The organism is Mesorhizobium sp. SARCC-RB16n (genome assembly GCF_008520305.1).
Lineage (GTDB): Bacteria > Pseudomonadota > Alphaproteobacteria > Rhizobiales > Rhizobiaceae > Mesorhizobium.
The window spans coordinates 106,122-132,933 of sequence record NZ_ML703263.1 but is presented as its reverse complement, the minus strand read 5'-3'; the positions used below and the strand labels follow the sequence as shown (position 1 = coordinate 132,933).

General features: G+C 63.0%; 24 protein-coding genes. 11 read left to right on the top strand and 13 right to left on the bottom strand.

Annotation, left to right across the window (positions count from 1 at the left end; translation table 11 throughout):
- The first annotated feature begins 244 nt into the window (after positions 1-244).
- Genes C7I87_RS09280 through C7I87_RS09265 form a run of 4 tightly spaced genes read left to right on the top strand, consistent with a single transcriptional unit; the run spans position 245 to position 5,887 of the window.
- A complete protein-coding gene (locus C7I87_RS09280; RefSeq protein WP_023771592.1) occupies positions 245-919 on the top strand; it encodes a response regulator transcription factor in 675 nt (224 codons plus the stop codon).
- An 8-nt stretch (positions 920-927) separates the two neighbouring features.
- Complete coding sequence (locus C7I87_RS09275; RefSeq protein WP_149903913.1) at positions 928-2,403, top strand: sensor histidine kinase; 1,476 nt, start codon at positions 928-930, stop codon at positions 2,401-2,403.
- On the top strand, positions 2,403-5,393 hold the full coding sequence (locus tag C7I87_RS09270) for a bifunctional [glutamine synthetase] adenylyltransferase/[glutamine synthetase]-adenylyl-L-tyrosine phosphorylase (protein ID WP_149903912.1): 2,991 nt from the start codon (positions 2,403-2,405) through the stop codon (positions 5,391-5,393). The genes C7I87_RS09275 and C7I87_RS09270 overlap by 1 nt, the downstream gene beginning before the upstream one ends.
- A gap of 20 nt (positions 5,394-5,413) precedes the next feature.
- The gene (locus C7I87_RS09265) at positions 5,414-5,887 is read left to right on the top strand and encodes an EF-hand domain-containing protein (protein WP_149903911.1); all 474 of its coding nucleotides are present in this window, start codon (positions 5,414-5,416) and stop codon (positions 5,885-5,887) included.
- 45 nt (positions 5,888-5,932) lie between these two features.
- On the opposite strand, the gene C7I87_RS09260 is transcribed toward C7I87_RS09265, so the two are convergent.
- Together C7I87_RS09260 and pepN are read right to left on the bottom strand one after the other, a co-directional pair.
- Complete coding sequence (locus C7I87_RS09260) at positions 5,933-8,254, bottom strand: PAS domain-containing sensor histidine kinase (RefSeq protein WP_149903910.1); 2,322 nt, start codon at positions 8,252-8,254, stop codon at positions 5,933-5,935.
- 206 nt (positions 8,255-8,460) lie between these two features.
- A complete protein-coding gene (gene pepN, locus C7I87_RS09255) occupies positions 8,461-11,106 on the bottom strand; it encodes an aminopeptidase N (protein ID WP_149903909.1) in 2,646 nt (881 codons plus the stop codon).
- Between the two features lie 149 nt (positions 11,107-11,255).
- Here pepN and C7I87_RS36435 point away from each other — a divergent pair, with 149 nt between their 5' ends.
- From C7I87_RS36435 to C7I87_RS09245, 3 genes are read left to right on the top strand one after another with little or no spacing between them, the layout of a single operon-like run.
- Positions 11,256-11,381: a hypothetical protein gene (locus tag C7I87_RS36435; RefSeq protein ID WP_281409047.1), complete on the top strand. Its 126-nt coding sequence runs from the start codon at positions 11,256-11,258 to the stop codon at positions 11,379-11,381.
- Complete coding sequence (locus C7I87_RS09250) at positions 11,378-12,343, top strand: DMT family transporter (protein ID WP_149903908.1); 966 nt, start codon at positions 11,378-11,380, stop codon at positions 12,341-12,343. The genes C7I87_RS36435 and C7I87_RS09250 overlap by 4 nt, the downstream gene beginning before the upstream one ends.
- 58 nt (positions 12,344-12,401) lie before the next feature.
- Positions 12,402-12,854: a hypothetical protein gene (locus tag C7I87_RS09245; RefSeq protein WP_149903907.1), complete on the top strand. Its 453-nt coding sequence runs from the start codon at positions 12,402-12,404 to the stop codon at positions 12,852-12,854.
- On the opposite strand, the gene C7I87_RS09240 is transcribed toward C7I87_RS09245, so the two are convergent.
- The 3 genes from C7I87_RS09240 to C7I87_RS09230 all read right to left on the bottom strand — a co-directional run bounded on the left by C7I87_RS09240 (position 12,818) and on the right by C7I87_RS09230 (position 15,332).
- Positions 12,818-13,675: a helix-turn-helix domain-containing protein gene (locus tag C7I87_RS09240; RefSeq protein ID WP_149903906.1), complete on the bottom strand. Its 858-nt coding sequence runs from the start codon at positions 13,673-13,675 to the stop codon at positions 12,818-12,820. The two genes, C7I87_RS09245 and C7I87_RS09240, sit on opposite strands and share 37 nt — an antisense overlap.
- 31 nt (positions 13,676-13,706) lie before the next feature.
- On the bottom strand, positions 13,707-14,597 hold the full coding sequence (locus tag C7I87_RS09235) for a uracil-DNA glycosylase (RefSeq protein ID WP_149903905.1): 891 nt from the start codon (positions 14,595-14,597) through the stop codon (positions 13,707-13,709).
- Between the two features lie 90 nt (positions 14,598-14,687).
- Entirely contained in the window at positions 14,688-15,332 is a 645-nt protein-coding gene (locus tag C7I87_RS09230; RefSeq protein ID WP_149903904.1) for a hypothetical protein, read from the bottom strand.
- Between the two features lie 221 nt (positions 15,333-15,553).
- Here C7I87_RS09230 and C7I87_RS09225 point away from each other — a divergent pair, with 221 nt between their 5' ends.
- The gene (locus tag C7I87_RS09225; protein WP_149903903.1) at positions 15,554-17,233 is read left to right on the top strand and encodes an electron transfer flavoprotein-ubiquinone oxidoreductase; all 1,680 of its coding nucleotides are present in this window, start codon (positions 15,554-15,556) and stop codon (positions 17,231-17,233) included.
- 107 nt (positions 17,234-17,340) lie between these two features.
- Entirely contained in the window at positions 17,341-17,934 is a 594-nt protein-coding gene (locus C7I87_RS09220) for a DUF922 domain-containing protein (RefSeq protein ID WP_149903902.1), read from the top strand.
- A 36-nt stretch (positions 17,935-17,970) separates the two neighbouring features.
- Here C7I87_RS09220 and C7I87_RS09215 read toward each other — a convergent pair whose 3' ends face one another.
- The 5 genes from C7I87_RS09215 to C7I87_RS09200 form a co-directional block, all read right to left on the bottom strand.
- The gene (locus C7I87_RS09215; RefSeq protein ID WP_188393797.1) at positions 17,971-18,981 is read right to left on the bottom strand and encodes an endonuclease/exonuclease/phosphatase family protein; all 1,011 of its coding nucleotides are present in this window, start codon (positions 18,979-18,981) and stop codon (positions 17,971-17,973) included.
- 133 nt (positions 18,982-19,114) lie between these two features.
- Complete coding sequence (locus tag C7I87_RS09210) at positions 19,115-20,575, bottom strand: AMP nucleosidase (RefSeq protein WP_246696236.1); 1,461 nt, start codon at positions 20,573-20,575, stop codon at positions 19,115-19,117.
- Between the two features lie 116 nt (positions 20,576-20,691).
- Positions 20,692-20,886 carry a hypothetical protein gene (locus C7I87_RS09205; protein WP_149903899.1) on the bottom strand — a complete coding sequence of 65 codons (195 nt, stop codon included), beginning with the start codon at positions 20,884-20,886 and terminating at the stop codon, positions 20,692-20,694.
- A 41-nt stretch (positions 20,887-20,927) separates the two neighbouring features.
- Entirely contained in the window at positions 20,928-21,083 is a 156-nt protein-coding gene (locus C7I87_RS35170) for a hypothetical protein (RefSeq protein WP_188393786.1), read from the bottom strand.
- Between the two features lie 214 nt (positions 21,084-21,297).
- Complete coding sequence (locus C7I87_RS09200) at positions 21,298-21,639, bottom strand: DUF2147 domain-containing protein (RefSeq protein WP_149903898.1); 342 nt, start codon at positions 21,637-21,639, stop codon at positions 21,298-21,300.
- Between the two features lie 439 nt (positions 21,640-22,078).
- On the opposite strand from C7I87_RS09200, the gene C7I87_RS09195 reads away from it, so the two are divergent.
- Both C7I87_RS09195 and C7I87_RS09190 read left to right on the top strand, forming a co-directional pair.
- Complete coding sequence (locus C7I87_RS09195) at positions 22,079-22,345, top strand: SEL1-like repeat protein (RefSeq protein ID WP_027026420.1); 267 nt, start codon at positions 22,079-22,081, stop codon at positions 22,343-22,345.
- 436 nt (positions 22,346-22,781) lie between these two features.
- Positions 22,782-23,903, top strand: coding sequence for a branched-chain amino acid ABC transporter substrate-binding protein (locus C7I87_RS09190; protein WP_149903897.1), 1,122 nt, complete (start codon positions 22,782-22,784; stop codon positions 23,901-23,903).
- 76 nt (positions 23,904-23,979) lie between these two features.
- On the opposite strand, the gene C7I87_RS09185 is transcribed toward C7I87_RS09190, so the two are convergent.
- The 3 genes from C7I87_RS09185 to C7I87_RS09175 all read right to left on the bottom strand — a co-directional run bounded on the left by C7I87_RS09185 (position 23,980) and on the right by C7I87_RS09175 (position 26,806).
- A complete protein-coding gene (locus tag C7I87_RS09185) occupies positions 23,980-25,965 on the bottom strand; it encodes an acetyl/propionyl/methylcrotonyl-CoA carboxylase subunit alpha (protein ID WP_149903896.1) in 1,986 nt (661 codons plus the stop codon).
- Positions 25,966-26,014: 49 nt separating this feature from the next.
- Positions 26,015-26,359 (bottom strand): hypothetical protein, encoded by a 345-nt coding sequence (locus C7I87_RS09180; protein ID WP_188393785.1) that lies wholly within the window; start codon positions 26,357-26,359, stop codon positions 26,015-26,017.
- A gap of 69 nt (positions 26,360-26,428) precedes the next feature.
- Entirely contained in the window at positions 26,429-26,806 is a 378-nt protein-coding gene (locus tag C7I87_RS09175) for a hypothetical protein (protein WP_149903895.1), read from the bottom strand.
- Positions 26,807-26,812 lie beyond the last annotated feature (6 nt).

The window sequence follows — 26,812 nt, the reverse complement described above, 5'->3', positions numbered from 1 at the left end:
ATCGCCCGCTGCCGCGCACCGCATCTGGCTGTCCAAATTACGTCCTCGTGCCCGACGCCAGTCAGTACGGTTGGTTGCAGGTAACGGCATGACCGGGAACTGGCATGTTCGGCGTAACGACGCTACAGATCAGAGATTTTATCGCGCACGCTCTCGATCATCCTGATCGCGACGCGCTTTGGCAAAGGCTAAAATGCAGATGCCGGCTACTCAACCTTCCAGCGAAATCGCGTATAACGGCCCGATGAAGATTCTCGTCATAGAAGACGATCGCGAGGCTGCGGATTATCTGCAGAAAGCCTTCACGGAAGCCGGCCATACCGCGCATGTCGCGGGTGACGGAGAAACCGGCTTCGCGCTTGCCGATGCGGGTGACTATGACGTGATGGTCATCGATCGGATGATGCCGCGCCGCGACGGCCTGTCGGTCATTGCCGCTCTCCGCTCCAGGGGCAACACGACACCGGTGCTCATCCTCTCGGCGCTGGGCGAGGTCGATGACCGGGTTACCGGCCTGCGCGCCGGCGGCGACGACTATCTGACCAAGCCCTATGCCTTTTCCGAACTTCTGGCGCGCGTCGAGGTGCTGAACCGACGCGCCAGCGCCAAGGAGGCCGAGACCGTCTACCGGGTTGGCGACCTTGAACTCGACAGGCTGTCGCATTCCGTCCGCCGGGCGGCGCGTGAGATCACGCTGCAGCCGCGCGAATTCCGTCTGCTCGAATATCTCATGCGCCACGCCGGCCAGGTTGTGACGCGCACCATGCTGCTCGAAAATGTCTGGGATTATCATTTCGATCCGCAGACCAATGTCATCGATGTCCACGTCTCGCGGCTGCGCGGCAAGATCGAAAAAGGCTTCGACAAGCCGATCCTGCATACGGTTCGCGGCGCCGGCTACATGCTGAAGGGCGGCTAGGCGGCGGTATGGCGCTTTCCGTGCCCGCCATCATGAAGACGACGGCCGCACGGCTTTCGGCGCTCTATCTCCTGCTTTTCGCACTCTGCGCCGTGCTGCTCGTCTTCTACATGACCTCGCTGTCGGCGCGCATGCTGACGGCGCAAACGCAGGAAACCATCAACGACGAGGTGCTCGGCCTTGCCCGAGCCTATCAGCGCGGTGGCCTGCCGGTATTGGTCCGCGTGGTCGAGGCCCGCTCGCGCCAACCCGGCGCCAACCTCTATCTGATCGCCGATGCCAACGGCCAGATCCTGACCGGCAACGTGCAGAGCCTGGAGCCGGGCGTTCTCGAAAACGAAGGCTGGACTACCAGCCCTTTTTCCTATCAGCGCTTCGGCGAGGGAGAACTCGAACGTCTGCGCAACTTGCCGGCCGACAAGGGGACCACACAGCCCGACCAGAGCGACACGCAGGCGCAGGGTGAAAAGGGCCACAACGCCATTGCCCTGGTGCTGCGGCTGCCGAACCAGATGATCATGCTGGTCGGCCGCGATCTCGGCGAACCGGAGCGGTTCCGTGCCGTCATCCGCCGTTCGTTGATGCTGGCGCTCGGCATGATGGGTCTGGGCGGCCTTTTGATCTGGTTCTTTGTCGGCCGCGCGGCGTTGAAGCGTATCGACGGCGTTTCGGAGGCAAGCCGGCGCATCATGGGCGGGGACCTCAGTGGCCGGTTGCCGGTAACCGGCGCCGGTGACGAGTTCGACCGGCTATCGGAAAACCTCAACGTCATGCTGGCCAGGATCGCCACGCTCAACGAAGGCCTGAAGCAGGTTTCCGACAACATCGCGCATGACCTGAAGACGCCGCTGACCCGGCTGCGCAACCGGGCCGAAGCGACGCTTTCCGGCAAGCAGAAAACAGTGGACTATCGGCAGGCGCTGGAAGGCACCATCGCCGAGTCCGACCAACTGATAAAGACCTTCAACGCCATCCTCATGATCTCCCGGCTCGAGGCTGGGTATTCTTCGGAGCACACCAACCGCGTCGATCTGACGGCGGCTGTGCGTGATGTCGTCGAACTCTACGAGCCGGTGGCCGAGGAGGCCGGCGTTTCGCTGGAGGCCGAGGTGAGTGGCGCTTTTGTCGTCGACGGCAACCGTGAGCTAATCGGCCAGGCGCTCTCCAACATCGTCGACAATGCGATCAAGTACTCGACCGATTCCACATCCAGGCCGGCGGTCCGCGTGGCGCTCGAACGCACGCATGGCGAGATCAGACTTTCCGTCGCCGACAACGGCCAGGGCATTCCCGACGATGCCGATCGCGCCCGGGCGACCGAGCGCTTTGTGCGGCTGGAGAAGAGCCGTTCGCAGCCTGGCTCGGGCCTGGGTCTCAGTCTTGCCAAGGCGGTCATGACATTCCATTACGGCCGGCTTGACCTGTTGCCTGGCAATCCGGGACTAACCGTGGTCATGAGTTTCCCCGCACGGGAGGACCACTGATGGCGGCCGTTGCCAAGCGGAGCAAGACAGACTGGCTGCTGAGCCTAGAAACCCAGCTTGCTCCGCTTGACGAGGGCCGGGCACGCCTGGAACTGGCCGAAATCGCGGATGCAGCGCGCGAAGAAAGGCTGACACGGGCGGCCAAATTCCTGGCCAGCAAGGGGACGGCGCAGGATTTCCTGGCCGCCGTCTTCGACCTCTCGCCGTTCCTGCGCGATATGGCGCGCCGCCGGCCGCAACTCCTGGACGGCCTGTTCGACCTGCCGATCGAGGCCCGCCTGAAGACGATCTCCGCCGCGATCGACCAGGCGCCGCTGGCCGAAACTGTCTCGGAATCCGGCCTGATGATGGAGTTGCGCCAGCATAAGGCCGAGGCGCATTTCCTGATCGCGCTCGCCGATCTCTCGGGCGAAGCCGAAACGTCGCTGACTGTAAGGCGCTTGAGCGATCTCGCCGACGCCTGCACCCGCGCGGCCGTCGACTTCCTGCTGCGTGACGCGCACGGCCAGGGCAAGCTCAAACTGCCCGACCTCGACAACCCGTCGCATCGATCGGGCTGGATCCTGCTCGGCATGGGCAAACTCGGCGCGCATGAGCTGAATTTCTCCTCCGACATCGACCTCGTCGTGTTCTTCGATCCGGAAGCGCCCGCCGTGGTCGATCCTCTCGACGCCACCGACCTGTTCTCACGCCTGACGCGCCGGCTGGTGCGCATCCTGCAGGATCGCACCGAGCACGGCTATGTCTTCCGCACCGATCTGAGGTTACGTCCCGACCCCGGCTCGACCCCGCTGGCGATTCCGGTTGAAGCCGCGCTGCGCTACTACGAAGCTCGCGGCCAGAACTGGGAGCGTGCCGCGATGATCAAGGCGCGCCCGGTGGCAGGCGATCTCGCCGCGGGCGACGCCTTTCTCAAGGAGCTCCAGCCCTATATCTGGCGCAAATACATGGACTACGCCGCGATTGCCGACGTCCACTCGATCAAGCGCCAGATTCATGCCCATAAGGGTCATGGCGAGATCGCCGTAAAGGGGCATAACGTTAAGCTTGGACGCGGCGGCATCCGCGAGATCGAGTTCTTCGTCCAGACCCAGCAACTCATCGCCGGCGGCCGTTTCCCGGAGCTGCGCGGCCGCGAGACCGTGCCGATGCTCGGGCAACTCGCCGCCCGAGGCTGGATCACATCGGATGCGCGTGACGCGCTCGCCCGCCAGTACTGGTTCCTGCGGCGGGTCGAACACGCCATCCAGATGGTGGCCGACGAGCAGACGCACATGCTGCCGGAAGACGATGAAGGGCTGGAGCGCATCGCCCGCATGCTCGGCTTTGCCGACGCGGCTGCGTTTGCCGGGGCGTTCCGTGCCTCGCTGCAGCAGGTCGAGCGCCACTATGCCGCGCTGTTCGAAACCGCGCCCGAGCTTTCGGCCGGCATTGGCAACCTGGTCTTCACCGGTGACGTCGACGACCCGGACACGCTGCAGACCTTGCACGGTCTCGGCTTTCAACGGCCAAGCGATATCTGCCGTGTCATCCGCGGCTGGCATTTCGGGCGCTATCGCGTCACCCAGTCGGCGGAGGCGCGCGAGCGGTTGACGGAATTGACGCCGGCACTGCTCAAGGCCTTTGGCCAGACGCGCCGGGCCGACGAGGCGCTGGTCCGTTTCGACGAGTTCCTCGCTGGCCTGCCGGCCGGCATCCAGCTGTTCTCGCTGTTGCAGTCGAACCCCGCACTGCTCAAGCTGATGGCGACGATCATGGGCGCGGCACCCCGGCTGGCGGCAATCATCACCCGCCGGCCGCATGTCTTCGACGGCTTGCTCGACCCGGCATTGCTGACCGAGCTTCCCGACCGCGCCTATCTCTCGGCGCGACTTTCCGCCTTCCTCGAAGGCGACAGGGCCTATGAGGACGTGCTCGACCGGCTACGCATATTTGCTTCCGAGCAGAAATTCCTGATCGGTGTGCGGCTGCTCGCGGGCTTGATAGATCCGGCCCGCGCCGGCCGCGCTTTCTCCGATCTGGCGGACCTGACCATCGCCGCGGCGTTGCAGGCGGTGACCACTGAATTCGCGGTGCGCCACGGCGCGATCGCTGGCGGGATGGTTTCGCTACTCGGCATGGGCAAGCTCGGCAGCCGTGAATTGACCGCCGGATCGGATGTCGACCTCATCCTGCTCTACGATCATGATCCGAATGCCGAGGAGTCCGATGGCGACAAACCGCTGGCGCCGTCGCACTATTATTCCCGCATGACGCAGCGGCTGATATCGGCCGTATCGGCGCCGACGGCGGAAGGAGTGCTCTACGAACTCGACCTCCGTTTGCGGCCGTCCGGCAACAAGGGACCGGTCGCCACCCATATCGATGCCTTCAAGAAATACCAACGCCAGGAAGCCTGGACCTGGGAACACATGGCGCTGTCGCGAGCGCGGCCGATTGCTGGTGACGCCAGCCTGTGCGGCGAGGTCGAGGCGGAAGTTGGCGCGGTGCTCGGCCAATCGCGCGATGCGGCAAAGGCGAGGGTCGAGGCCTCGGACATGCGTGCCATGATCGAGCAGGAAAAGCCGCCCCGCGACCTCTGGGACATCAAGCTGATCCCTGGCGGTCTGATCGATCTCGAATTCATAGCCCAGGTGGCTGTCATCACCGGCCAGGTCGAGGCCGGCCCGCGCGCCACCGGTACGGCCGAGATACTGTCTCGCCTGACGCCACGTTTCGCCAACGCCGGGGTCAGGCAAGAGCTCGGCGATGCCTACAGCCTCTATCTGGCGCTGACCCAGATGACGCGGCTGTGCCTCACTGGGCCCTTCGAACGGGACGACGTTCCACCAGGCCTTTCGGATCTGCTTCTGGCGGTCACCGACCTGCCGGATTTCGGTGTGCTGGAGGCACACCTCAAGGAGACGTCGCAAAAGGTCAGGAAGGATTTCGACCTTCTGCTTCGTGCCGGAGGGTCGTGGCCAACGATCGTTCGGTCGCATCGGGGGTGACGATGCAACAGGAGAAAACCATGAGAAAGACAACCAAGCTCGCACTTGCCTTCATAGCACTGGCCGGAGCCGTCGGCGGCGCCGCCTATGCCGAGAATGTCGACAGCGCAAGCATGCGTGAGCGCACCATGATGCGGCTCGACAAGGCAATGAAGGATAATGGCGGCACCATCACTTTCGACCAGTTCTCCAATGTCATGGACGCGCGGCTCAAGAAGCTCGTGGCCGACAATGGCGGCAAACTGACTGTCGCCCAACTCGCCGACGCACTGGAGAAGGCGCGCTTCGAACGCATGGCCAGGCGCATCATCGCCCGTTACGACAGCAAGGGCGACGGCACGCTGACATCAGACGACATCACGGGCCGCGAAAAGAAGCTTTTCGCGATACTCGACAAGAACAATGACGGAAAAATCGAGAACCGTGAACTGCCGAAGAGCGGGCGCTTTGGCCGTCCTCGTCAGGGAGGCGATGACGAAAACGGCATGCAGTGAGGCTGGCTGAGACAGGCTCCGGCGCCGTCGGCCGGAGCCTACCGCTCAGGCCGCGGCTTTGACCGCAGCCGGCGCCTTCTTTACCGGAATGCGCACCGACACGATCGTGCCGACGCCTTCGGTCGAACGGATCTTCAGCGCGCCACCCTGGAGCTCGGCCAGCGAGCGCGAGATGGCAAGGCCAAGCCCAGACCCCGCATGATTCTTGGAAAACTGGTTCTGCACCTGTTCGAAGGGGCGCCCGAGCTTGCCGAGCGCTTCCTTCGGGATACCGCAGCCATTGTCCTCGATCGTCAGCACCAGCGCGCCTGACGTGTTGCGGGCCCTGACCGATATGTGGCCGCCCTGGCCGGTGAACTTCACCGCGTTGGACAGGAGGTTGATGACGATCTGCTTGATCGCCCGGCGATCGGCGAACAGCGTTAGCGCGTCGGCAATGCGCGTTTCCACGGTGATCGCCTTCTGCGCCGCCTGCAGCGAGACGACACGCACCGTCTCGCTGATCAGCGGACCGAGGTCGATCTGCTCCTGGTCCAGCGAGAATTGGCCGGCTTCGATCTTGGACATATCAAGGATGTCGTTGATGACGCCGAGCAGGTATTTGCCGCTGCTGTTGATGTCGGTGGCGTACTCCTCGTAGCGCTCCGAGCCCAGCGGGCCGAACAGCCCCTGTTCCATCAACTCGGAGAAGCCGATGATTGCGTTCAGTGGTGTACGCAATTCATGCGACATGTTGGCCAGGAATTCGGATTTGGCCCGGTTCGCCGCTTCGGCGCGCTCGGTCTCTTTCATGTATTTGCGGTTGAGGTCGACCAGTTCGCGCGACCGCTCTTCCTCGGCCCGGCGGGCGAGGCTCAGATCATGGATCGTCGCCATCAGCCGGCGCTCGCTGTCGACCAGCTTCTCCTGGTGCAGCTTGATCTGGGTGATGTCGGACCCCACCGAGACGTTGCCGCCGTCCCTGGTCCTGAGCTCATTGACCTGCAGCCAGCGGCCATCGGACAGCTGTCGCTCGAATGTGGCGCCGCCTTGCGGACCATTGGTGTTGGCAAGCCGGCGCTCGGAAGCAAACGCCAGCATCCGTTCTTCCAGGGAAGCGCGCGTCACGCCTGGCATCACGTCGCGATCCGAGAGCCCATTGTCCTGCTGATATTTGGAATTGCACATGATCAGGCGCTGAGACGAATCCCACAGCACGAAGGATTCATTGATGTTCTCGATCGCGGTCCTGAGGCGAAGATCGGCGGCCTCCGACCGCAGCGCCAGGTGGCGCTGCTCGGTGACGTCGACGGCGATGCCGATGAGCTGGATTTCGGGCGCTTCGGGATCCATGACTTGTGCCCGGGCGCGCATCCACACCCATTGGCCGTCGGCATGCCGCATCCGGAACACTTGGTCGATATGGTCGATTTCCCGCGCGACGATTCTGTTGGCGAGTTCGAACAGGTCGCCGTCCTCGGGATGGATGATCTCGTCAACCTCGCCGAAGGACAGCATTGTCTCGCAGGGCTCGTAGCCGAGCATGTCGTACATCGAGCGCGACCAGTACATCTTGCCGCGCACCATGTCCCAGTCCCACAGGCCGCAGCGGCCGCGCACCAGCGCCATGTCGATACGCTGATGTGCTTCGAGATAGATGCGGTCGGCTGCCTGCGCGCGCGCCGCCTGTCCGAAATAGGCATAGAGGATGATGATCAGGACGCCGGCCGTCAGCACGAACAGGGTGACGTTTAGCGAGACGGTCTTGCGCCAGGTGTCGAAGACCGCCTCTTGCGGCACAAGCGCCGCAGCGGCTCCCTTCCTGTCTCTGGACAGGCTGACCGCCGCGTACCAGTCCTGACCGCCGATGTTGACCTCCATGACACCGGCGCGATCGCCGAACATGAACAAAGGCTGGCCGCCCTGGACGAGGCCGTCGAGCGAATGGCCTTGCCAGGGCACCGAACGTGGTGTCACCGCGGTGATCTTGAAGGCGCTGTCGGTGATGACAAGCACGTGGCTGCGGCCCATCGCGCCTTGGCGGCTGGTGGTCTCCAGCAGGTCCTGTGTGGCGCCGGGCAGCGTGTCCGACGTGGTGGCGAGCGAACTGGCGAGCTGCGCGGCGGCCAGCGTCAGGATCGCCTTGGCATCGCGCTCGACATCGTCGCGCTCGTTCATAAGCGAGAGCACACGCAACGCCGCGATGACCAGCAGAAAGATGACGATGAGGGCCGGTATCGACCGGCGCAGCAGCGGCTCCGCCGCCAGAAGCCGCTTGTAGGCTGGTTCGGCGATGAGTCGCGTATTCCCGGCAAGGCCGTCGCTGCGCGTCTCACGACGCGCAAAAGCCATCCCTCCGGGCGCGCCCCACGCGTCCGCCTTTGCCATAAATGGCACTCCCCGATTTCCAGTACGCCGCATTTCTATGTGCTGGTGATCCGGCAACACCGCACGTCCGAATCGCCATTAAAGAATCAAAGGTGATTCGCCTTGTCCAGTGGTCCGGCGAAAAAAGATTAAAAATCGAATAAAATAATGGGCTTTTTGGAGGTCCGGCGGCTCGGCCTTCTCCCACCGGGAGAAGGCAAGGGCGCTTACGCCAGCGTGCGCTCGACGATATCGCGCAGATCCGCCGACAGGTTTTCCGTATTGGCAATCGAAACCAGCGCTTCCCTGGCCTTGGCTTGTCGGCCCGGTTCGAGCGAACGCCAGGACCTGAGCGCCGTCGCCAGCCTCGCCGCAACTTGCGGGTTGCGCTTTTCCACCTCGAGCACGGTCTGCGTGAAGAAACGGTAGCCTTCGCCGTCGGCGCGGTGAAAACCGGTCTGGTTGGCGCTGGAGAATGTGCCGATCAGCGAACGCACTCGGTTCGGGTTGCCCATCGAGAAGCCCGGATGAGCAGTCAGGGAGCGGACGGTGTCCACCGCCTGAGGCCCCGGCACGCTGGCCTGGATCTGGAACCATTTGTCCATAACCAGCGGGTCGGACGCATATGTCTTTTCGAAAGCCGCCAGCGCCTTTTTCGCCTCCGGCGATCCGTGGTGACGATGCGCGAGCACGGCCAATGCGGCCGCGCGGTCGGTCATGTTGGTCGCGGACTGGAAATGCCCGGCCGCCAATGCCGCCCCGCCAGGCAGCAGCGAGAGATAATCCAGCAGAATGTTGCGCAAGGCGCGTCGTCCCGCGCTTGCCGCGTCTGGGCTGAAAGCGGTCTGGTCGGCAAGACTGTCGTAGAGGCCGGAAAATGCGTCGCCATTGGCGGTTCCGATCGCCAGCGCAAGCGCCTGTCGGGCCGAGTGGATGGCGTCCGGATCGATGTTCTTGCCGATGTCACGCGCGATGTCGGCGTCGCCAGACAGCGCCAGGGCCAGGGCCCGGTAGGCTGGCTCGAGCGTCTCATCACTGGCGATGCTGCCGGCAAGCTCGGTCAGCCTTGGGGCGAAGTTCGGCTGTTTGCCGCCAAGGATCTGGCGGAAGGCAGCGATCAGTGCATCGGTGAGCAGCGTGTTGAAGGCCTGCCAGCGCGAGAAGGCGTCGCTGTCATGGCGGGCGAGGAAGAACTGGTCGGCTGCCTTCTGCTCGACCGACAGTGTCACCGGCGCTGAAAAGCCGCGGTTGAGTGACACCGCCGGTCGTTCGGCAACGCCTGAAAAGCGCACCATGTGACGGCGCTTGCGAACATGGATGACGCCGTCCTCGACGCTGGCGCCCTCGACGCCGTCATACTCCACCGGCCTGCCGCCGAGGCCGATCAGGCCGAAGGCGAGCGGTATATGCATCAGCCGCTTGCGGCTTTCGGAGGGCGTCGGCGGCACCGACTGCTCGATCTCGAGCGTAAATTCCCGCGCGGCCGGATTGTGCGTTGAACTCACGGTCAGGTTGGGCGTGCCCGCCTGATGATACCAGAGCGAGAATTGCGAAAGGTCGCGGCCGGACGCGTCCTCGAACACTTTTATGAAGTCCTCGATGGTCGCGGCTTCGCCGTCGTGCCGTTCGAAATAAAGATCCATGCCGGCGCGGAAGACCTCAGCCCCGAGAATGGTGCGGATCATGCGCACCACTTCGGAGCCCTTTTCGTAGACCGTCGCCGTGTAGAAATTGTTGATCTCGCGGTAGCGGCGCGGCCGCACCGGGTGCGCCAGCGGGCCCTGGTCCTCGGGAAACTGGTGGGCGCGTAGTGTGCGCACTTCGGCGATGCGCTTGACCGCACGCGAGCGCTGGTCGGCGGAGAATTCATGGTCGCGGAAGACCGTCAGCCCTTCCTTCAGGCAAAGCTGGAACCAGTCGCGGCAAGTGATTCTGTTGCCTGTCCAATTGTGAAAATATTCATGCGCGATGATCGCCTCGATATTGGCGAAATCGGCGTCAGTCGCAGTCTCCCGGTCGGCCAGGACATATTTGTCGTTGAAGATGTTGAGGCCCTTGTTCTCCATCGCGCCCATGTTGAAGTCCGACACGGCGACGATGTTGAACACGTCGAGGTCGTACTCGCGGCCAAACGCCTCCTCGTCCCATTGTATCGACCGCTTCAGCGCATCCATGGCATAGCCGGCGAGCTTCTCCTTACCGGGCTCGACATAAATGCCGAGCTCGACCTTGCGGCCGGACATGGTGACGAAACTGTCGGCGACCTGGCCAAGATTCCCGGCCACCAGCGCGAACAGGTAGGATGGCTTGGGAAAGGGGTCGTGCCATCTGGCATAGTGCCAGCCATCGGCGAGCTCGCCGTTCTCGACCGGATTGCCGTTGGACAGGAGGAGCGGCGCCTCGTCGCGCCGCGCTTCGATGCGCACCGTGTAGACGGACAGGATATCAGGGCGATCAAGAAAATAGGTGATGCGGCGAAAGCCCTCCGCCTCGCACTGCGTGCAGTAAACGTTGTTCGAACGGTAAAGGCCCATCAGGGCCTCATTGCCAGCTGGCGCCAGTTCGGTTTCGATCAGCAGTTGGAAACGACGTGCGGCCGGCGGCTTGAGCAGCGTCAGTTGGTCAGGGCTCGCCAGCAGATCGGCCGGTCTCACCGTCTTGCCGTTGATCTCGACGCGCTTGAGCGTCAACCCATCGCCGTCGAGCACCAGCGGAGCCGACGTGGATATGCCCTCGCGGCGCTCGACGGTCAGTATCGCGGTGACGACCGTGGCCTGTGGCGAAAGACGAAAGTCAAGCTTGGTTTCCGGAATGAGGTAGTCGCTGGGGCGATAGTCCTCGAGTTTGAAGACCTGGCCTGTATCGGTGCGCATTCCCTGGCTTTTCCTGTCTTTTCCGGGGACCGGACGTGTTTTGACTGGTCCAAAAAATTCAAAGTCCGCGCTCTTTACACGAAAGAGCCCCTCGACAAAACTGCAGCAGAGCCTAATTCAGGCCTTCCTTTCACCGTCGCGAGGCAGTCATGACCGCCGACACACCGAAATTCGGGATGGGCGCTTTCGTTCGGCGCGCCGACAATTTCCCGTTCTGCCATTTCGAGACCCGCAACGTGCCCTCGACCGCGGGCACAGATGCATTGCCAAAGTGACATCAGGGGCAGAGACGCAACCAGAAACCACGGGCGGCCACGGTACGCTGAGAGGCATCGTGCTGAAGATCGTCTCCGTGGCGGTCTTTGTCGGCATGCAAACCTGCATCAAGGCGGCTGGCGACGTGCCTGCCGGCCAGATCGTCTTCTTCCGTTCCTTCTTCGCCATCTTCCCGATCATTGCCTTCCTGGCATTGAAGGGACAACTGGCCACGGCATTCGCCACGAGGCGACCCTTCAACCACGTCGCGCGCGGCGTCGTCGGCGTCGGCGCCATGGGGCTCGGCTTCTTCGCACTGACTAGGCTGCCGTTGCCGGAGGCGATCACCTTGAATTATGCACAGCCGCTGCTGGTCGTGGTGTTCTCCTCGGTCTTTCTCGGCGAGACGATCCGCGTCTATCGCTGGAGCGCGGTGGCGGTCGGCCTCATTGGCGTGCTCATCATTTCCTGGCCGGAACTGACGCTGCTCAATTCGGACGAAGGGCTCGACGACCAGGAGGTCCTGGGCGTCATGGCGGCGCTGGTGGCCGCGGCGATCTCGGCTGTCGCCATGCTGCTCGTGCGCAATCTCGTGCAGACGGAGAAGACGGCCACGATCGTGCTATGGTTCTCGTCTACGGCGAGCGTGCTCTCGCTGCTGACACTGCCTTTCGGCTGGCAATCGCTGGCGCCGGCGCAAGCCGCGCTGCTTATCCTGGCCGGCTTTTGTGGTGGGCTCGGCCAGATCCTGATGACCGCGGCCTATCGCCATGCCGAAGCCTCGGTCGTGGCGCCTTTCGAATACACCTCGATGATCCTCGGCGTCGTCGTTGGCTATCTCATCTTCGGTGACGTCACATCACCGAGCACGCTTGTCGGCGGTGTGATCGTGGTGGCCGCGGGCATCTTCATCATCTGGCGCGAACGGCAACTGGGTCTGGAACGCACGAGGACCCGAAAGGCGGCCTTGCCGCAGGGGTGATTGAGCACCGCCTGCAAGCACGTTCACAACTGGGTCTCTCGGTTGATGGAAGTTTGAAATGAATGACAAGAAGCGTCCTTACGCCCTGCACACCAACCGCGAGCTCGCCATGATGCTCGCAGGGACCAAGCCATTGGCTGTGTTTTCCCATGAGAGGGTGGACGGTTTTGAAAAATCCGACGCGCTAGCCGATCAGGACTTTGCCCCTCACATCGGAGACGGAATGCTCTCGGAACATGTAAGGACTTTTCAAATCCCCCTGAGCCAGGGTGCCACGCTGGATATCGATTATTGGTTTTACGCGCTCAAGGGGGAGGAGTGGAGGGTCGAGGCGTATTCGTTGCTTCTCGATCTCCTGCACCGAGGCGCTTGGTGCCCACAGTTGGAATGGCAGCAGGGAAAGTTGCTCGGTTACACCGACGAGGAGAACCTTTATCACCTTTCCCAGACCTACCCAGAGAACCCGTTTGTTGCTCAGATCGGCGGCCCGAAAGCTCCGGAATCAGGCTGAACCGGACTCGGTTTTGTGTTCGTCCGTTCTTTCGCCAACCGCACCAACACTGCTCTTGTCTGTTCGTCGGCCGGGAAGAATGACTCGATCGCCAGTTCCGACAGCGTGACATCCAGCGGCGTGCCAAACACGGTAATGGTGCTGATGAAGGAAAGCACCGTGTCGCCATGGGCAAGCCTAAGCGGGTGCACGATGGCATTCGGCTCGACCGGCGCCGGCCGGCTGCTCTTCAGGCCGGAGGGGTAGCCGCGAAGCTCATGCTCCAGCTCTACCAGAACCGGATCGCCGCTGGCGTCATTCTGGTGCTTGAGACGTTCGAGCAGGTGCGTCCGCCATTCCGCAAGGTTGACGATACGCGGCGCGATGCCACCCGGATGCAGGCTGAGGCGAAGCACGTTGACCGGCGGTGCCAGCAAGGAAGCCTCGCTGACATCGGCAAGGAAGGGAGCGATCGCGGCATTCGCCGAAACCAGGTTCCAATGCCGGTCCACCGCCAGTGCCGGGAAGGGTTCATGTCCCTTGAGCACGATCTCGACAGCCGCCATCGCCGGCGCCAGTGTTTGGTCGGTCAACCGCCGTTCGCTGAAGCTTGGCGCGAAGCTGGCGGCCAGCAGTAATTGGTTGCGTTGCCTGAGCGGGATCGAGAGCTGCTCGGCCAGGTGCAGCACCATCTCGCGCGAAGGAGCAGCCCGACCGCTCTCGACGAAGCTCAGATGCCGCTGCGAGATCTCGGCCTCCATGGCGAGGTCGAGCTGGCTCATGCGCCTGCGCGTGCGCCACTCGCGGATGAGACTGCCGGCAGAGATTTGAGGCGTTGTCATGGCGGATGACTAGGCCGACACGGGGAGCATTTCAATTACCTGCGAGGTCATCGCTGGACAGCGCCCGCAGCTTCGCCTTCACCTCCAGAAAATCGCGCCATGCCAGCTTCTTGTGCGCAGGTGTCCGCAAGAGATAGGCCGGATGCAATGTCGGCATGGCCGGAATGGCAATGCCGGACGCCGTGGTATGGACGCGCCAGTTGCCTCGCAGCCGCAGGATTCCTTCCGAGGTGTTGAGCAAGGTCTTCGCCGACGGGCCGCCGAGATTGATCAGCACCTTGGGATTGACCAACTCGATCTGACGCTCGATGAACGGCCGGCAGATTTCGGTCTCGTGCGGCGTCGGCGTGCGGTTGCCGGGTGGCCGCCAGGGAATAACATTGGCTATATAGACCGAGCCGCGGTCGAGGCCGATCGCAGCCAGCATCCGATCGAGCAGCCGGCCCGAGCGGCCGACGAAGGGCAGTCCTTCAATGTCCTCGTCACGGCCGGGAGCTTCACCGACCAGCATGACAGCGGCTTGCGGGTTGCCGTCGGCGAATACGAGGTTCTTCGCGGTGGCCTTGAGATTACAGCCCTCGAAAGCGGCCATGTGCTGGCGCAACTCGTCCAGGGACACTGCCGCGTTCGCCAGTTGGCGCGCCAGCGCCGCCTGCGCCTCATCGGGCACGGCCGAGGTCGACGGGCGCGGGGCCGGAGCATCCGGCAAGGCGCGCCTATCGAAGCCCGCCGGAGCCGCGGGCGGCTCCGGTGCGCTGCTTTCGCGTGGCGTCGTCGTCGGCATGCGCTCCGCCGGCTTCGGCGCGGCCTCCGCGAACCGGTTTACCGGCGCATCCTCCAAAGCCTCGTCAACACCCGCGCTGGCATAGAAGGCGAGCAGATCGGCGAAATCGACCGGATTGTTGGGAGAGGCGGCAGTCATGGCCGCACCATCGTCCGGGCGGCTTCAATTTGCAACCTCGGCGAAAGCCGTGGCGACAGCCACTCCCGCTTGCCGAGGCGAGGTCATCGTCTAGCCAGTGGGTATGCGTGGATCCTGCACGAGATAAAAGGTCCATCGCGGCGTGTAGTCGGTCATCAGGAACTCGAAGCTGGCGGTCCTCATAGGATCGACCTTGCCGTTCTTGAACAGCAGCCGGTCATAGGGTTCGAACTCGCGGTCGAAATCGGCGAAATTGCTCGACCAGATATTGTCAGGCGTCTTGTTGCGCTGGTCGAACGAAAACCCATCTCCAAACACGCTCGGCTGATTCAGTATTTCCTGAAGCTCGAATTGGAATTCGATCCAGGCCTGGCCGCTGTTGTTGAGCACGTCAAGGCGCATGTACATGATGCCATTGGCGAACTCACCCGCCTTGCCGAATGCCTGGATCGGCTTTGTGGTGCGGATGGTCAGCGTTACGGGTGTCGCCGAATTTAGCTCTTCGGTGATGACAAGCGGATCGTCCTTGGTTCCAATGCCGGAGGCTCCGGTGATGCGGAAACCGCCAAGCTCGTCGGAGAATGAGTACGCGCCTGTTGCCCAGACCTTCACTTCATCCGCGACGGCATGACCCGGCGCCAACGCCAGAAGGGCCAAAATAGCCGCCCGGCAGGCCCGGCCTGGCGTTGATGGAAAGCGCGTCGAAGAGAAGCCGCCTGGCCCGGGAATGCGCATGGCGGGAAGTATGGCCGATAAGCAAGCCGTCGAACAATGAAAAACGCAAGCTTGGGCGGGTCGCGCCGCGCGGAAACGGCTTGCCTGCCGCGGAATGCGCGACTTTTTGGCCAAATCCGCATTGTCACGTATGCGCCGGTTTCCTGTCGCCAATTGATGCGCTATGCAGCGCAGGAGCCAGCAAGATACGCCAACAGCGGCAAGCCAGTGCGGAGGGGTTGATGAGCGACATCGAACGCGAAAGCATGGAATTCGACGTGGTCATCGTCGGTGCCGGACCGGCCGGCCTTGCCGCGGCCATCCGCCTCAAGCAGGTCAATCCCGAGCTCTCCGTCGTCGTGCTGGAAAAGGGCGGCGAGGTCGGCGCTCATATCCTGTCGGGTGCCGTGGTCGATCCGATCGGCATCGACCGGCTGCTGCCTGGTTGGCGCGAGGAGGATGGTCATCCCTTCAAGACGCCGGTTACGGCCGACCATTTCCTGGTGCTCGGCCCCGCCGGCTCGTTTCGCCTGCCAAACATCTTGATGCCGCCGCTGATGAACAACCACGGCAACTACATCGTCTCGCTCGGCAATGTCTGCCGCTGGCTGGCTGGCAAGGCCGAGGCGCTTGGCGTCGAGATCTATCCAGGCTTTGCCGCGGCCGGCCTGCTCTACAATGAAGAAGGCGCCGTCACCGGCGTCGTCACCGGCGACATGGGCGTCGAGAAGGACGGCACGCACGGTCCGGGCTTCGCGCCGGGCATGGCGCTGATGGGCAAATACGTGCTGATCGGCGAGGGCGCGCGCGGTTCGCTCGCCAAGCAGTTGATCGCCAGATACAAGCTCTCCGATGGCCGCGAGCCGGGCAAATACGGCATCGGCCTCAAGGAACTCTGGCAGGTCAAGCCGGAGAACCATCGGCGGGGTCTGGTGCAGCATTCCTTCGGCTGGCCGCTCGACATGAAGACCGGCGGCGGTTCGTTCCTCTATCATCTGGAGGACAATCAGGTGGCAGTCGGCTTCGTCCTGCACCTCAATTACAAGAACCCCTATCTGTCGCCCTTCGAGGAATTCCAGCGCTTCAAGACCCATCCGGCGATCGCAGGCACGTTCGAAGGCGCCAAGCGCCTGGGTTATGGCGCGCGCGCCATAACCGAGGGTGGCTGGCAGTCGGTGCCGAAATTGTCGTTCCCGGGCGGCGCGCTGATGGGATGCGCGGCGGGTTTCGTCAACGTGCCGCGCATCAAGGGCTCCCACAATGCGGTGCTGTCGGGGATGCTGGCGGCCGATCATGTCGCAGAGGCGATCGGTGCCGGCCGTGCCAATGACGAGCTTTCCGCCTACGAGGAAGCCTGGCGCGCGACCGACATCGGCAAGGACCTGAAGAAGGTGCGCAACGTCAAGCCGCTGTGGTCGCGCTTCGGCACCATTGTCGGCGTCGGTCTCGGCGGCCTCGATATGTGGCTGAATACGCTGTTCGGTGTCTCGCCTTTCGGCACGCTGAAGCATGGCAAAGCCGACTATGCCACGCTCGAGCCTGCCGCCCAGCACAAGAAGATCGCTTATCCGAAGCCGGATGGCGTGCTCACCTTCGACCGCCTCTCCTCGGTGTTCCTGTCCAACACCAATCACGAGGAAAACGAGCCGGTGCACCTCATCGTCGGCGACATGGCGCTGCAGCAACGGTCCGAGCACGATGTCTTTGCCGGACCTTCCACGCGCTATTGCCCGGCGGGCGTCTATGAGTGGGTTGACAAGGATGGCAACGCCGCCGCCGATCCGCAGGCCAAGGACGTGCGCTTCGTCATCAACGCGCAGAACTGCGTCCACTGCAAGACCTGCGACATCAAGGACCCGAACCAGAACATCAACTGGGTGCCGCCGCAAGGCGGTGAAGGACCGGTCTACCAGAACATGTGAGCGGCGGCCGATCCACTGTCGCCATCACGAGACTGGCGGCTTCGCTCAAGCCCGTTGAAGCGCCGCGCCGAGTGTGGTCTGCTTGCCCACCGACAACGGAGGCGGACATGCGCCTGACCAGCCTGACGATGCTCGCCGCGGCCTGTGTGCTGTCCTGGGTGTCAGCCGCATCGGCGGGCACAAAGCTCGTCGTTCACGTCCGTAGCTATGATGTTGCCGGAAAGACCGGGGCCGACCTTATCGAGGCCATGGACCGGCAGGGACCCAAGCACGGCTATATGACGCGCGCTATCGCCGAAACTGGCTACACCGTACATTGGGATCTCGATATCAGCCATCAGGATGGGACCTGTCATTTGCGGCAGGCCAACGGTACGCTCGACCTGACCTACACCTTCCCGCGGCTTTCGCCGACAAGCCAAGGTCTGCGCAAGCGTTGGGACCGATTCATGGCTGGCGTCCGCAAGCACGAGCACACCCATGGCCGGATTGCGAAAGGGATGATGCGGGCCACCGAGACGGCGCTTGCCGGCCTGGAGCGCCCGGACAACTGGTTCTGCACGGGCACACACCTTGAGGCGAGGCGGCGCATCAACACCATCTATGCCGAATACGAAGCCAAGCAGAATGCTTTCGACGCGCGCGAGCATCGTCGCGGCGGCCATGTCGAGCACCTTGTCGACGCGCTGACCAAACCTTGACGGGGGCGCACTGTGAGCGTTGGCTCCGTTTCGGGATCAGCCGCGCGGCTTGTTTGGAACGTCGCTTGCCGCAAGCGCACTCTCATGCTCGTCATGAGGTTGTTTGTCGCGGGGCCGCAGCGTGAACTCGACCAGCACCGGCAGATGGTCGGAGCCCGTGTCCTCCAGCCGCATCGAAGACAGAATCGTCAGCCCGCCCTTGCTGAACACCTGGTCGATCGGCAGGCCCGCATAGCGGCGCAGGAAGTCGGGCAATGTCCGGTGGATCCAGGTCGGTCCCGCTGAAGGCATGAGTGTCAGCCCGCCAAGAGTCGCGACCCGCCGCACCGCAGCACTCCACGGCACGCCGTTGCAATCGCCGGCCATGATCGCGGTCTCGCCGAGCGCCGCCAGTGGCTGCGCCAGTTCGCCGATTTGCCAGTATTGCTCCTTCGGCCAGGGCCAGCTCAGATGGATCGCGGCGACATCGACATTGCTCCCGCCGAAGTCGATGGTGGCGGTCGCCATCGCGCCGCGCGGCTCGCAACGCGGCGCGGTGTCGGCGGCAAACGGCCGGCGCGACAGCAGCGCCACGCCGAACATGCCGTTCGGGTAGGGGCAGAGGATCCGGTAGGGGTAGGCGCTGGCGATATAGCCAAGCTCGGTCGACCACATCTCCGACACCTCGTCGAGGGTGATCACGTCAGGATTGGTGCGGCCGATCAGCGACAGCACTTTCTTCGGCGTTGGGTTGTTGAAGCGCAGGTTCATCTGCAGCAGGCTGTAGACGATCTGGTCGGCGGGCTTGGCAACCGCCGGCTGCGGCCACGGCCTGGGCAATGCGCTTGCCGTCGTGGCCAGGCAGGCGATGGCGAAGAGCAGTGCCGCAGCCGCCTGCAGCCGGTAGGAACTCGCAAGCAGCGGCAGCGCCAAAAGCGCCATCAGCACGCTGAGGTGAATGCGGAAATGCGAGAAGGAATCGAAAGCGGGGTGCAGCGCGCCGAAGAATCCGGCCAACAAAGCGGCCGACAATGCCGTCATCGCCAGGAATGCCAGCCCAGCCGTCATGTTCAAGCGCGCGCCTGTTGTCATTGAGGTCGTGTCTGCCGATTGCCGCCTGACGATCGTTCGATTTGCTTATCGGCCAAATTGCGGCCTGAGCAAGACGACGAATTGCCTCGCCGAGGCCTCGCGCGACCGCCTACTGGAATGCTGTCTCTGAAAAGCTCCGGAGCTTGCGCGAATGCAGCCGCTCCATCGGCATCTCGGCCAGCTTCTCCATCGCCCTGATGCCGATGGTCAGGTGCTGCGCCACCTGGCGTTTGTAGAACTCGGTCGCCATCCCGGGCAATTTCAGTTCACCATGCAGCGGCTTGTCGGAAACGCACAGCAGCGTGCCGTAGGGGACGCGGAAGCGGAAGCCATTGGCGGCGATCGTCGCCGATTCCATATCGAGCGCGATCGCGCGCGACTGCGACAGGCGCTGCACCGGTCCGCGCTGGTCGCGCAGTTCCCAGTTGCGGTTGTCGATGGTGGCGACGGTGCCGGTGCGCATGATGCGCTTCAAATCATAGCCCGACAGGCCGGTGACCTCGGCGACTGCTTCCTGCAGCGCAACCTGGATCTCGGCCAGCGGCGGAATCGGCACCCAGACCGGAAGATCGTCGTCCAGCACGTGGTCTTCGCGCACATAGGCATGCGCGAGCACATAGTCGCCCAACGCCTGGGTGTTGCGCAGGCCGGCGCAATGGCCGAGCATTACCCAGGCGTGCGGCCGAAGCACCGCGATATGGTCGGTGATGGTCTTGGCGTTGGAAGGACCCACGCCGATATTGACCATGGTGATGCCGCCATGGTTTGGCTTCTTCAGGTGGTAGGCGGGCATCTGCGGCAGGCGCTGTGGCGCTACGCCTTCGCTGGGCGCGCTCTGCCCGGACCGGGTGATAACGTTGCCAGGTTCGACGAATTCCGTGTAGCCGTCACCACCCTTTTCCATCTGGTCGCGGGCGCGCGCCACGAACTCGTCGATGTAGAACTGATAGTTGGTGAACAGCACGAAGTTCTGGAAATGCTGCGGGCTGGTTGCGGTGTAGTGCGTCATGCGGTGCAGGGAATAATCGATGCGCTGCGCGGTGAACGGCGCCAGTGGCCGGGGCTCGCCGAAGGCGACCTCGAACGTACCGTTGGCGATCTGATCGTCGGTGCCGTCGAGATCCGGCACGTCGAACAGGTCGCGGATCGGCCGCTTGATACGTTCGGCATCAGCGCCGTCGACATAGGTGCCTTCCAGGAAAGCGAAATGCAGGGGGATCGGCGTGGTCGATTCGGAAACGGTCACCGATACGCCGTGATTGCGCATGATCAGCCGAAGTTGCTCGATCAGGTAGCTCTCGAACAGGTTCGGCTGGGTGACCGTGGTGGCGAAATGACCGGGCGTCGGCATGTGGCCATAGGCCTGGCGCGAATCGACCTGGGTGAACGAACTCGTGGTGACGCCGATCTCGGGGTAGAAGGCCCGGTAGCGCTTGCTGCTGTCGCCGCCGGCGGCAAGTGCCGCAAAGGAGTCGCGCAGGAACTTGGTGTTGCGGTCGTAGAGCACCTGCAGTGCGGCAACGGCCTTTTCGGCGTTGTCGAAGCTTTGCCGGCCAAAAGGCTCGGGCATGACGACGGATTCGATGGCTTGGGGATAGATTCGCTTTTCCATGGCCCAATATAGAGACTTGGACGGGCGGTTGGGAGGGGGCTCGCCGCCGAAGGCGCTCAAAGCGCCATTTTTCTTTATCCGCGCTGCAGGCTGACCAGCAGCACGAAGCCGACGCCGGATTTTCTGAGCGCCGGCGCCTCGATCGTCGAGCCGGCATCGGTGCGCATCATCGGCACCGCCAGCACCGGAGCGGCCAGGAGCACCAGAATAAGCGCCGCGCGCGGCAGGAGCCGGAGGGTCTTGGAGAGATTGGCGGCGATGCGGTTCATGATGTCTGTGCTTTTCTTTTCGAGGTCCCGGGTTCTCTGTTTCAGTGGCGAAGGTTGGTCGGGCAGGCGAGGTGGCACATTCTGGTGGCTTCGTCCCAGGAGCGGGGGGAATGGCCCGCTTCGGCGACGAGGATGGCGAAGAACATCCCAAACAGGCTCATCAGCAGGCAGACGATGGTGAAGCGGCGAGCAAGCATTTGGGGTCCGTGTCTCCTTCAACACGCAGGAGAATGCCCTGACGCCTCTGAACCGGCTCTGATGCCGGCGTTCATCTGCGGTTCAAATTGATTGACGGGATTGTGACTGGGTTGCCGGCAACCCGAATGCCAATCGAGCGCTATTGTCAGCGCGTCGATAGAACGAGAACGGGGCCTGCCAGGCCCCGTCGTGAGATCACAAGGAAATGGTCGATCAGAGCTTGTGCCAGGTCTGGCTCTTGCAGATCAGTCCGCCGAGCACGCAACCGCTCATCTTGAGCGAGGTGCCCGACAATGTCGCCTTGCCGGAATAGGTCTTGTCATTTGCCGGATCGGTGATGTTGCCGGCATATTTGTTGTCGCCGGCCGCCTTGAGCGAGCCGATGGTCTTGCCGGCATATTTACCTGACTTGAGCGTAATGGAGAACGAGCTGCTGCCTGAAATGGCCGCGGTGTCACCTGCCTGCGTTTTCCAGTTGCCCTCGATCGGATCGGCACACGCCGCGCCGCCCAGGATCAATGTGGCCGCCAGGGCCAGGCTCACTTTTCGAAACATGTCTTCCTCCCTTTTGGATAGCCGGCCGGATGCTCCGCCTCGCCGGTCTGCCGCTTACGCAAACGTAAGCTAATCCAGCTTCCGTCAAAACAAAAGCGGTGCCGCAGCGGAAGACTTTGGCATTTTGAAAGTGCCTGAATTCGCCTTGTCGGCGCGGAAATGAAAAACGACGGGCGTGTCGTGTTTGTTCCCGTGGTTAGCGGAGTGTTGATTGCGGCCTCGAAAATTTTCGTCAAATTTGGCGAAAACCAGCCGAATTGCTGGCTTCGTATCCTTAACGAATTTTCGCGTTTACCTCTTGTTTTAGCTTTGTTTTCCTCAAATTAAGCACGCCATTTAACGACGGATTCAAGCCTGCGCGGCATTCTCGAAAGCATCGAAAGAGCGGCCCGGACAAGACAAACGGAGGCAGCTCTCGGGAGCCAGACAGGGGACTAAAATGGCACGTTTTGAAATGCTTGAAGCAGGCTTCGGCGCCATGGGGGCAACTGCCCAGGCCGACATTCTTTTCGAACTGGGCATGATGTATGCGACCGGCCGCGATTGCGAGACCGACGTCGTTGCCGCCCACAAATGGTTCAACATCGCCGCCATCAAGGGCTCGGCCCGCGCCGCGGAGCTGCGCTCGGAACTGTCGGCGGCCATGTCGAAGATCGAGATCGCCAAGGCGCTGCGCGAAGCCCGCGAATGGATGACCATGCACTGAGTTCCGCCAGACGGGGACGCTCTGGCCAAGACCGCTAAAAGACGGTCGGGCCAACAGGGATAAGGCTGCGCAGACAGCCAGGCCACAGGCCATCGACAAAAAGAATGCGGCAGGCCGACAGGTCCAAGCCGCGCGACGGACCATGATCCCGAAAAGTGGAATCGGGGCTTCGGCAAGATCATGACCAACAGGAAGACAGGGAAGGTGGGCTGGGTTCACAGCGCGGGGGCGCCGGGGAAACAGCCTCACGGGCAAAAAAAAGCCACGACCAGCCGGAACAAGGCTGGCGTGGCTTTTTTGCGTGGATGAAGCCACGTAGGCCCAATCGAGCGACGCCAATGCGCCTAGACACGTCCGATGAAGGATGAAATTGTCCCGCCTCTCTGGAAGAAGCGCGGCCGGGGCGGCCGCGCGTGAGTGGAGGAGTTCTATTGTCATGAAAAAAATGAGTATTTTGAGCGCGGCCTTTTTCGGCCTGATGTTGAGCGCGCCGGTCGCATTCGCCGACGACATCACCGTCTCGGTGGTCGGCCCGATGACCGGACAGCTCGCCACCATCGGCGATCAGTTCAAGCAGGGCGCAAAGGCCGCGGCCGATGCCATCAACGCCGCGGGCGGTGTCAACGGCTCGATGATCAAGCTCGACATCGAAGACGACCAGTGCGACCCCAAGCAGGCCGTGTCGGTCGCCAACCGCATCGTCGCCAACGGCGTCAAGTTCATCGACGGCCATGCCTGCTCGGGTTCGAGCATCCCGGCCTCCGCGGTCTACGCCGAAGCCGGTGCGCTGATGATGAGCCCGGCATCCTCGAACCCGGTGCTGACCGATGCTGCCGCCAAGGCCGGCTGGTCGACGATCATGCGCCTCTACACGCGTGACGACGCACAGGGCGCCTTTATCGGCCCGTGGATCGCCAAGAAGTATGCCGGCAAGAAAGTCGTCATCCTGCACGACAAGAGCGCCTATGGTCAGGGCGTGGCGGACGCCGTCAGGGCAACCATGAATGCTGGCGGCCTCAAGGAAGTCTACTATGACGCCATCAACCCCGGCGAGAAGGACTATTCGGCGCTTGTCACCAAGCTGAAGGACCTCAAGGCCGATGTCGTCTATTTCGGCGGTTATCACCCTGAGGCCGGCCTGATCCTGCGCCAGTCGGCGGAGCAGAACCTGAAGTTCCAGCTGATCATGCCGGACTCGATCGCCTCGCCGGAATTCTGGCAGGTTGCCGGCCCGGCCGGCGAGGGCACCATGTTCGTGTTCCCGTCGGATCCGCAGGCAAAGCCGGAAGCCAAGGCGGCCGTCGAGAAGATCAAGGCCGGCGGCTTCGTGCCGGAAGGCTTCACACTGTTCTCCTACGCCGTGGTTCAGGCTTTCGCCGAAGGCATCAAGCGTGCCGGCAGCGACGATCCGGCCAAGGTTGCCGAAGCGCTGAAGAACGGCACGCCGATCAGCACCGTCGTCGGCGACGTCACCTTCGACGAAAAGGGCGACCTCAAGAACGCCAGCTACGACATCAACCAGTGGCACGACGGCAAGTACGCGCCGATCGCGCAGTAATCGCTCTGACACTCAGGTGAGGAAATGGCCGGGTTCGTCCCGGCCATTTCTGTTTGCGGTCTGCAGTGCGCTCCGGCTATCGGCTGGTGGCTGCGGTCGATGCGTTCTGGTCCTCGACGAACCGCACCAGCACCGTCCCGTCAGTGACCTGTGACCCTTCCCCGGCGATCTCGGCGATCACCCCGTCATGCGGGGCGGCGATGGTGTGCTCCATCTTCATCGCTTCGAGGATCAGCAGAATTTGCCCTTTGATCACAGCGTCGCCTTTCGCCACGCGCACAAGCTTGACGAGACCCGGCATCGGCGCGCGCAGGCTGCCGGAGGCTGCAGCTGCTTCGTCGCTCCTCGCCAGGGGATCCGGCACGGTGAAAGTATAGCCGACAGCGCCTTCGAACACCGTGATGTGGCCAGGCCAGCGGGCGAGGCGGGGGACGGCGCGGAGGTCATGCGAATTGGTGCTGTCATAAGGCGCATCGAGCGCCACCTGAAAGCGTCCGTCCGGCCGCATTGAAACCTTTGCCTGAATTGCCTCGTCGCCGAACTTCAGCCGCATGCGCCGCGCCACGCCGTGGAAATGCGCATAGCCGGCAAGCGACGACCAAGGGTCGTCCGACGACGGCAATGCTCCGGCACCCGAGGCCGCAAGTGCGGCAGCCGAGATGATTTCGCCGGTCGGCGGCGCGACCGCCGTCAGCGCTTCCTGGTGTCTGCCGATCAAGCCGGTATCGACGTCGCCAGCTGCAAAATCCGGATCGGCGGCAAGAGCGGCAAGAAAAGCGGTGTTGACGGTGGAGCCGGCAATCTCCGTTTGCGCGAGCGCTGTGCGGAGCGCTTCCAGCGCCGCCAGCCTGTCTCCGGCATGGACGACCAGCTTCGCGATCATGGGGTCGTAATAGGGCGAAATGGCATCGCCGGCCCGCACACCGGTCTCAATGCGCATCGCGGCGCCTTCAGGGGCAACGTCCGGAAATTTCAGGTGGTGCAGCGTGCCCGTCGCCGGCAGAAACCCCTTGGCCGCGTCCTCGGCATAGATGCGCGCTTCGAAAGCATGGCCGGAAAGCGCGATCTCGCTTTGTGTCTTCGGCAGTTTTTCGCCGCTGGCGACCCGTAACTGCCACTCGACGAGATCGGTGCCGGTGACCATCTCGGTGACCGGATGCTCGACTTGCAGGCGGGTATTCATTTCCATGAACCAGAAGCGGTCGGCCTTGAGGCCTTGCGAGGCGTCGACGATGAACTCGATGGTGCCGGCGCCGGAATAGTTGATTGCCTTGGCGGCCTTCACCGCCGCCTCCGTCATTGCCTTGCGCAAACCCGGCGTCATGCCGGGGGCGGGGGCTTCCTCGATCACTTTCTGGTGGCGGCGTTGCGCCGAGCAGTCGCGTTCGTAGAGATGCACCGCGTTGCCGAAATTGTCGCCGAACACCTGCACCTCGATATGCCGTGGCTTGTCGACATATTTCTCGACCAGCACGCGGTCGTCGCCGAAAGCGGCCTTGGCCTCGCGCCTGGCGCTGGACAGCGCCTCGGAAAAATCATCGGGATGCTCGACGCGGCGCATCCCCTTGCCGCCGCCGCCTGCACGCGCCTTGATCAGCACGGGATAGCCGATCTCGCGGGCTTTTGACGCCAGCAGCACGATTTCCTGCGCCTCGCCATGGTAACCCGGAACGACCGGAACGCCGGCTTTTTCCATCAGCCGCTTGGCGGCGTCCTTCAGCCCCATGGCGCGGATCGAGGCCGCCGACGGGCCGATGAAAATGAGGCCCGCCGCCACTACCTGGTCGACGAAATCGGGGTTTTCCGACAGGAATCCGTAACCGGGATGAATAGCTTGCGCACCGGTCGCAAGGGCCGCGGCAACAATCCTGTCACCGCGCAGATAACTCTCGGCGACGGGTGAGGGACCGATATGGACCGCCTCGTCGGCCATCTCGACATGCAGGGATCTCGCGTCGGCATCCGAATAGACGGCGACGGTGTGCACACCAAGCTTGCGGGCGGTGCGGGTGACGCGGCAAGCGATCTCGCCCCGATTGGCGATCAGGATTTTCGTGAACATGGAGCCTCCCGGATTTGCGTCGGGCGGCGCCATTCCGGCAGACGCCTGCTTATTTGGACGCGGCGATCTCGCAGGCGCCGCCGTTTGTCACTTTGTAGTGAGCGCGCGTGGCCAGGCAGGATTTCATGGCCAGTTCCTCCGCCATCTTTTGCGACGGCGCGTTCAGCCGCGCGCCGCAGAGGATGTAGAGAGAAACCACCCTGGAGTACGGCGTGGTGGCATAGGCGGAATGGCCAGTGGCCGCGACATAGGCCTTGTAGGCCTTGGTGCACGGCGACTTCGGATCGCCATTCAAATAGGGCGGGAAACGCTTGTCTCCCTCGCTTCCCGCCAGCGATCCGGCCACGCCGAAACCGGACGAAGTGATCATTAACAACCCGGCCAGTATCGCCATGGCTGCCCGCCCGGAATTCGTGGATCTCATGTTGCTCGCCCCCCTCGGAAAAAAATCTCGTCTGGTTGTCTACTTCGATGACGAGATCGCGCAGCCGCCGCTCGCGGTCTTGAGCTTCCACCGTGTCAAGCCGGCCTGGCAGTTGCGCAGCGCCATTTCTTCCGCGGCCTTCTGGGACGGCGCGTTGAGCTTCGTCCCGCAGATGATGTAGAGGTCGACAACGCGTGAATAAAAGGTCGTGGCGTAGGCCGAATGACCGCTCGCCGCGACATAGGCTTTGTACGCCACGTTGCATTCGCTCTTCGGATCCGAGCCCATGGTCGGTGGAAAATGCACGTCTCCCTTGCTTCCCGCCAGTGATCCCGCCGTCGCGGTGCCGACTGTCGTTACGACAAGCAGGCCGGTCAGCATCGATGCGGCTGCCCGTTTGATGATCATGGATTTCATTCTGCT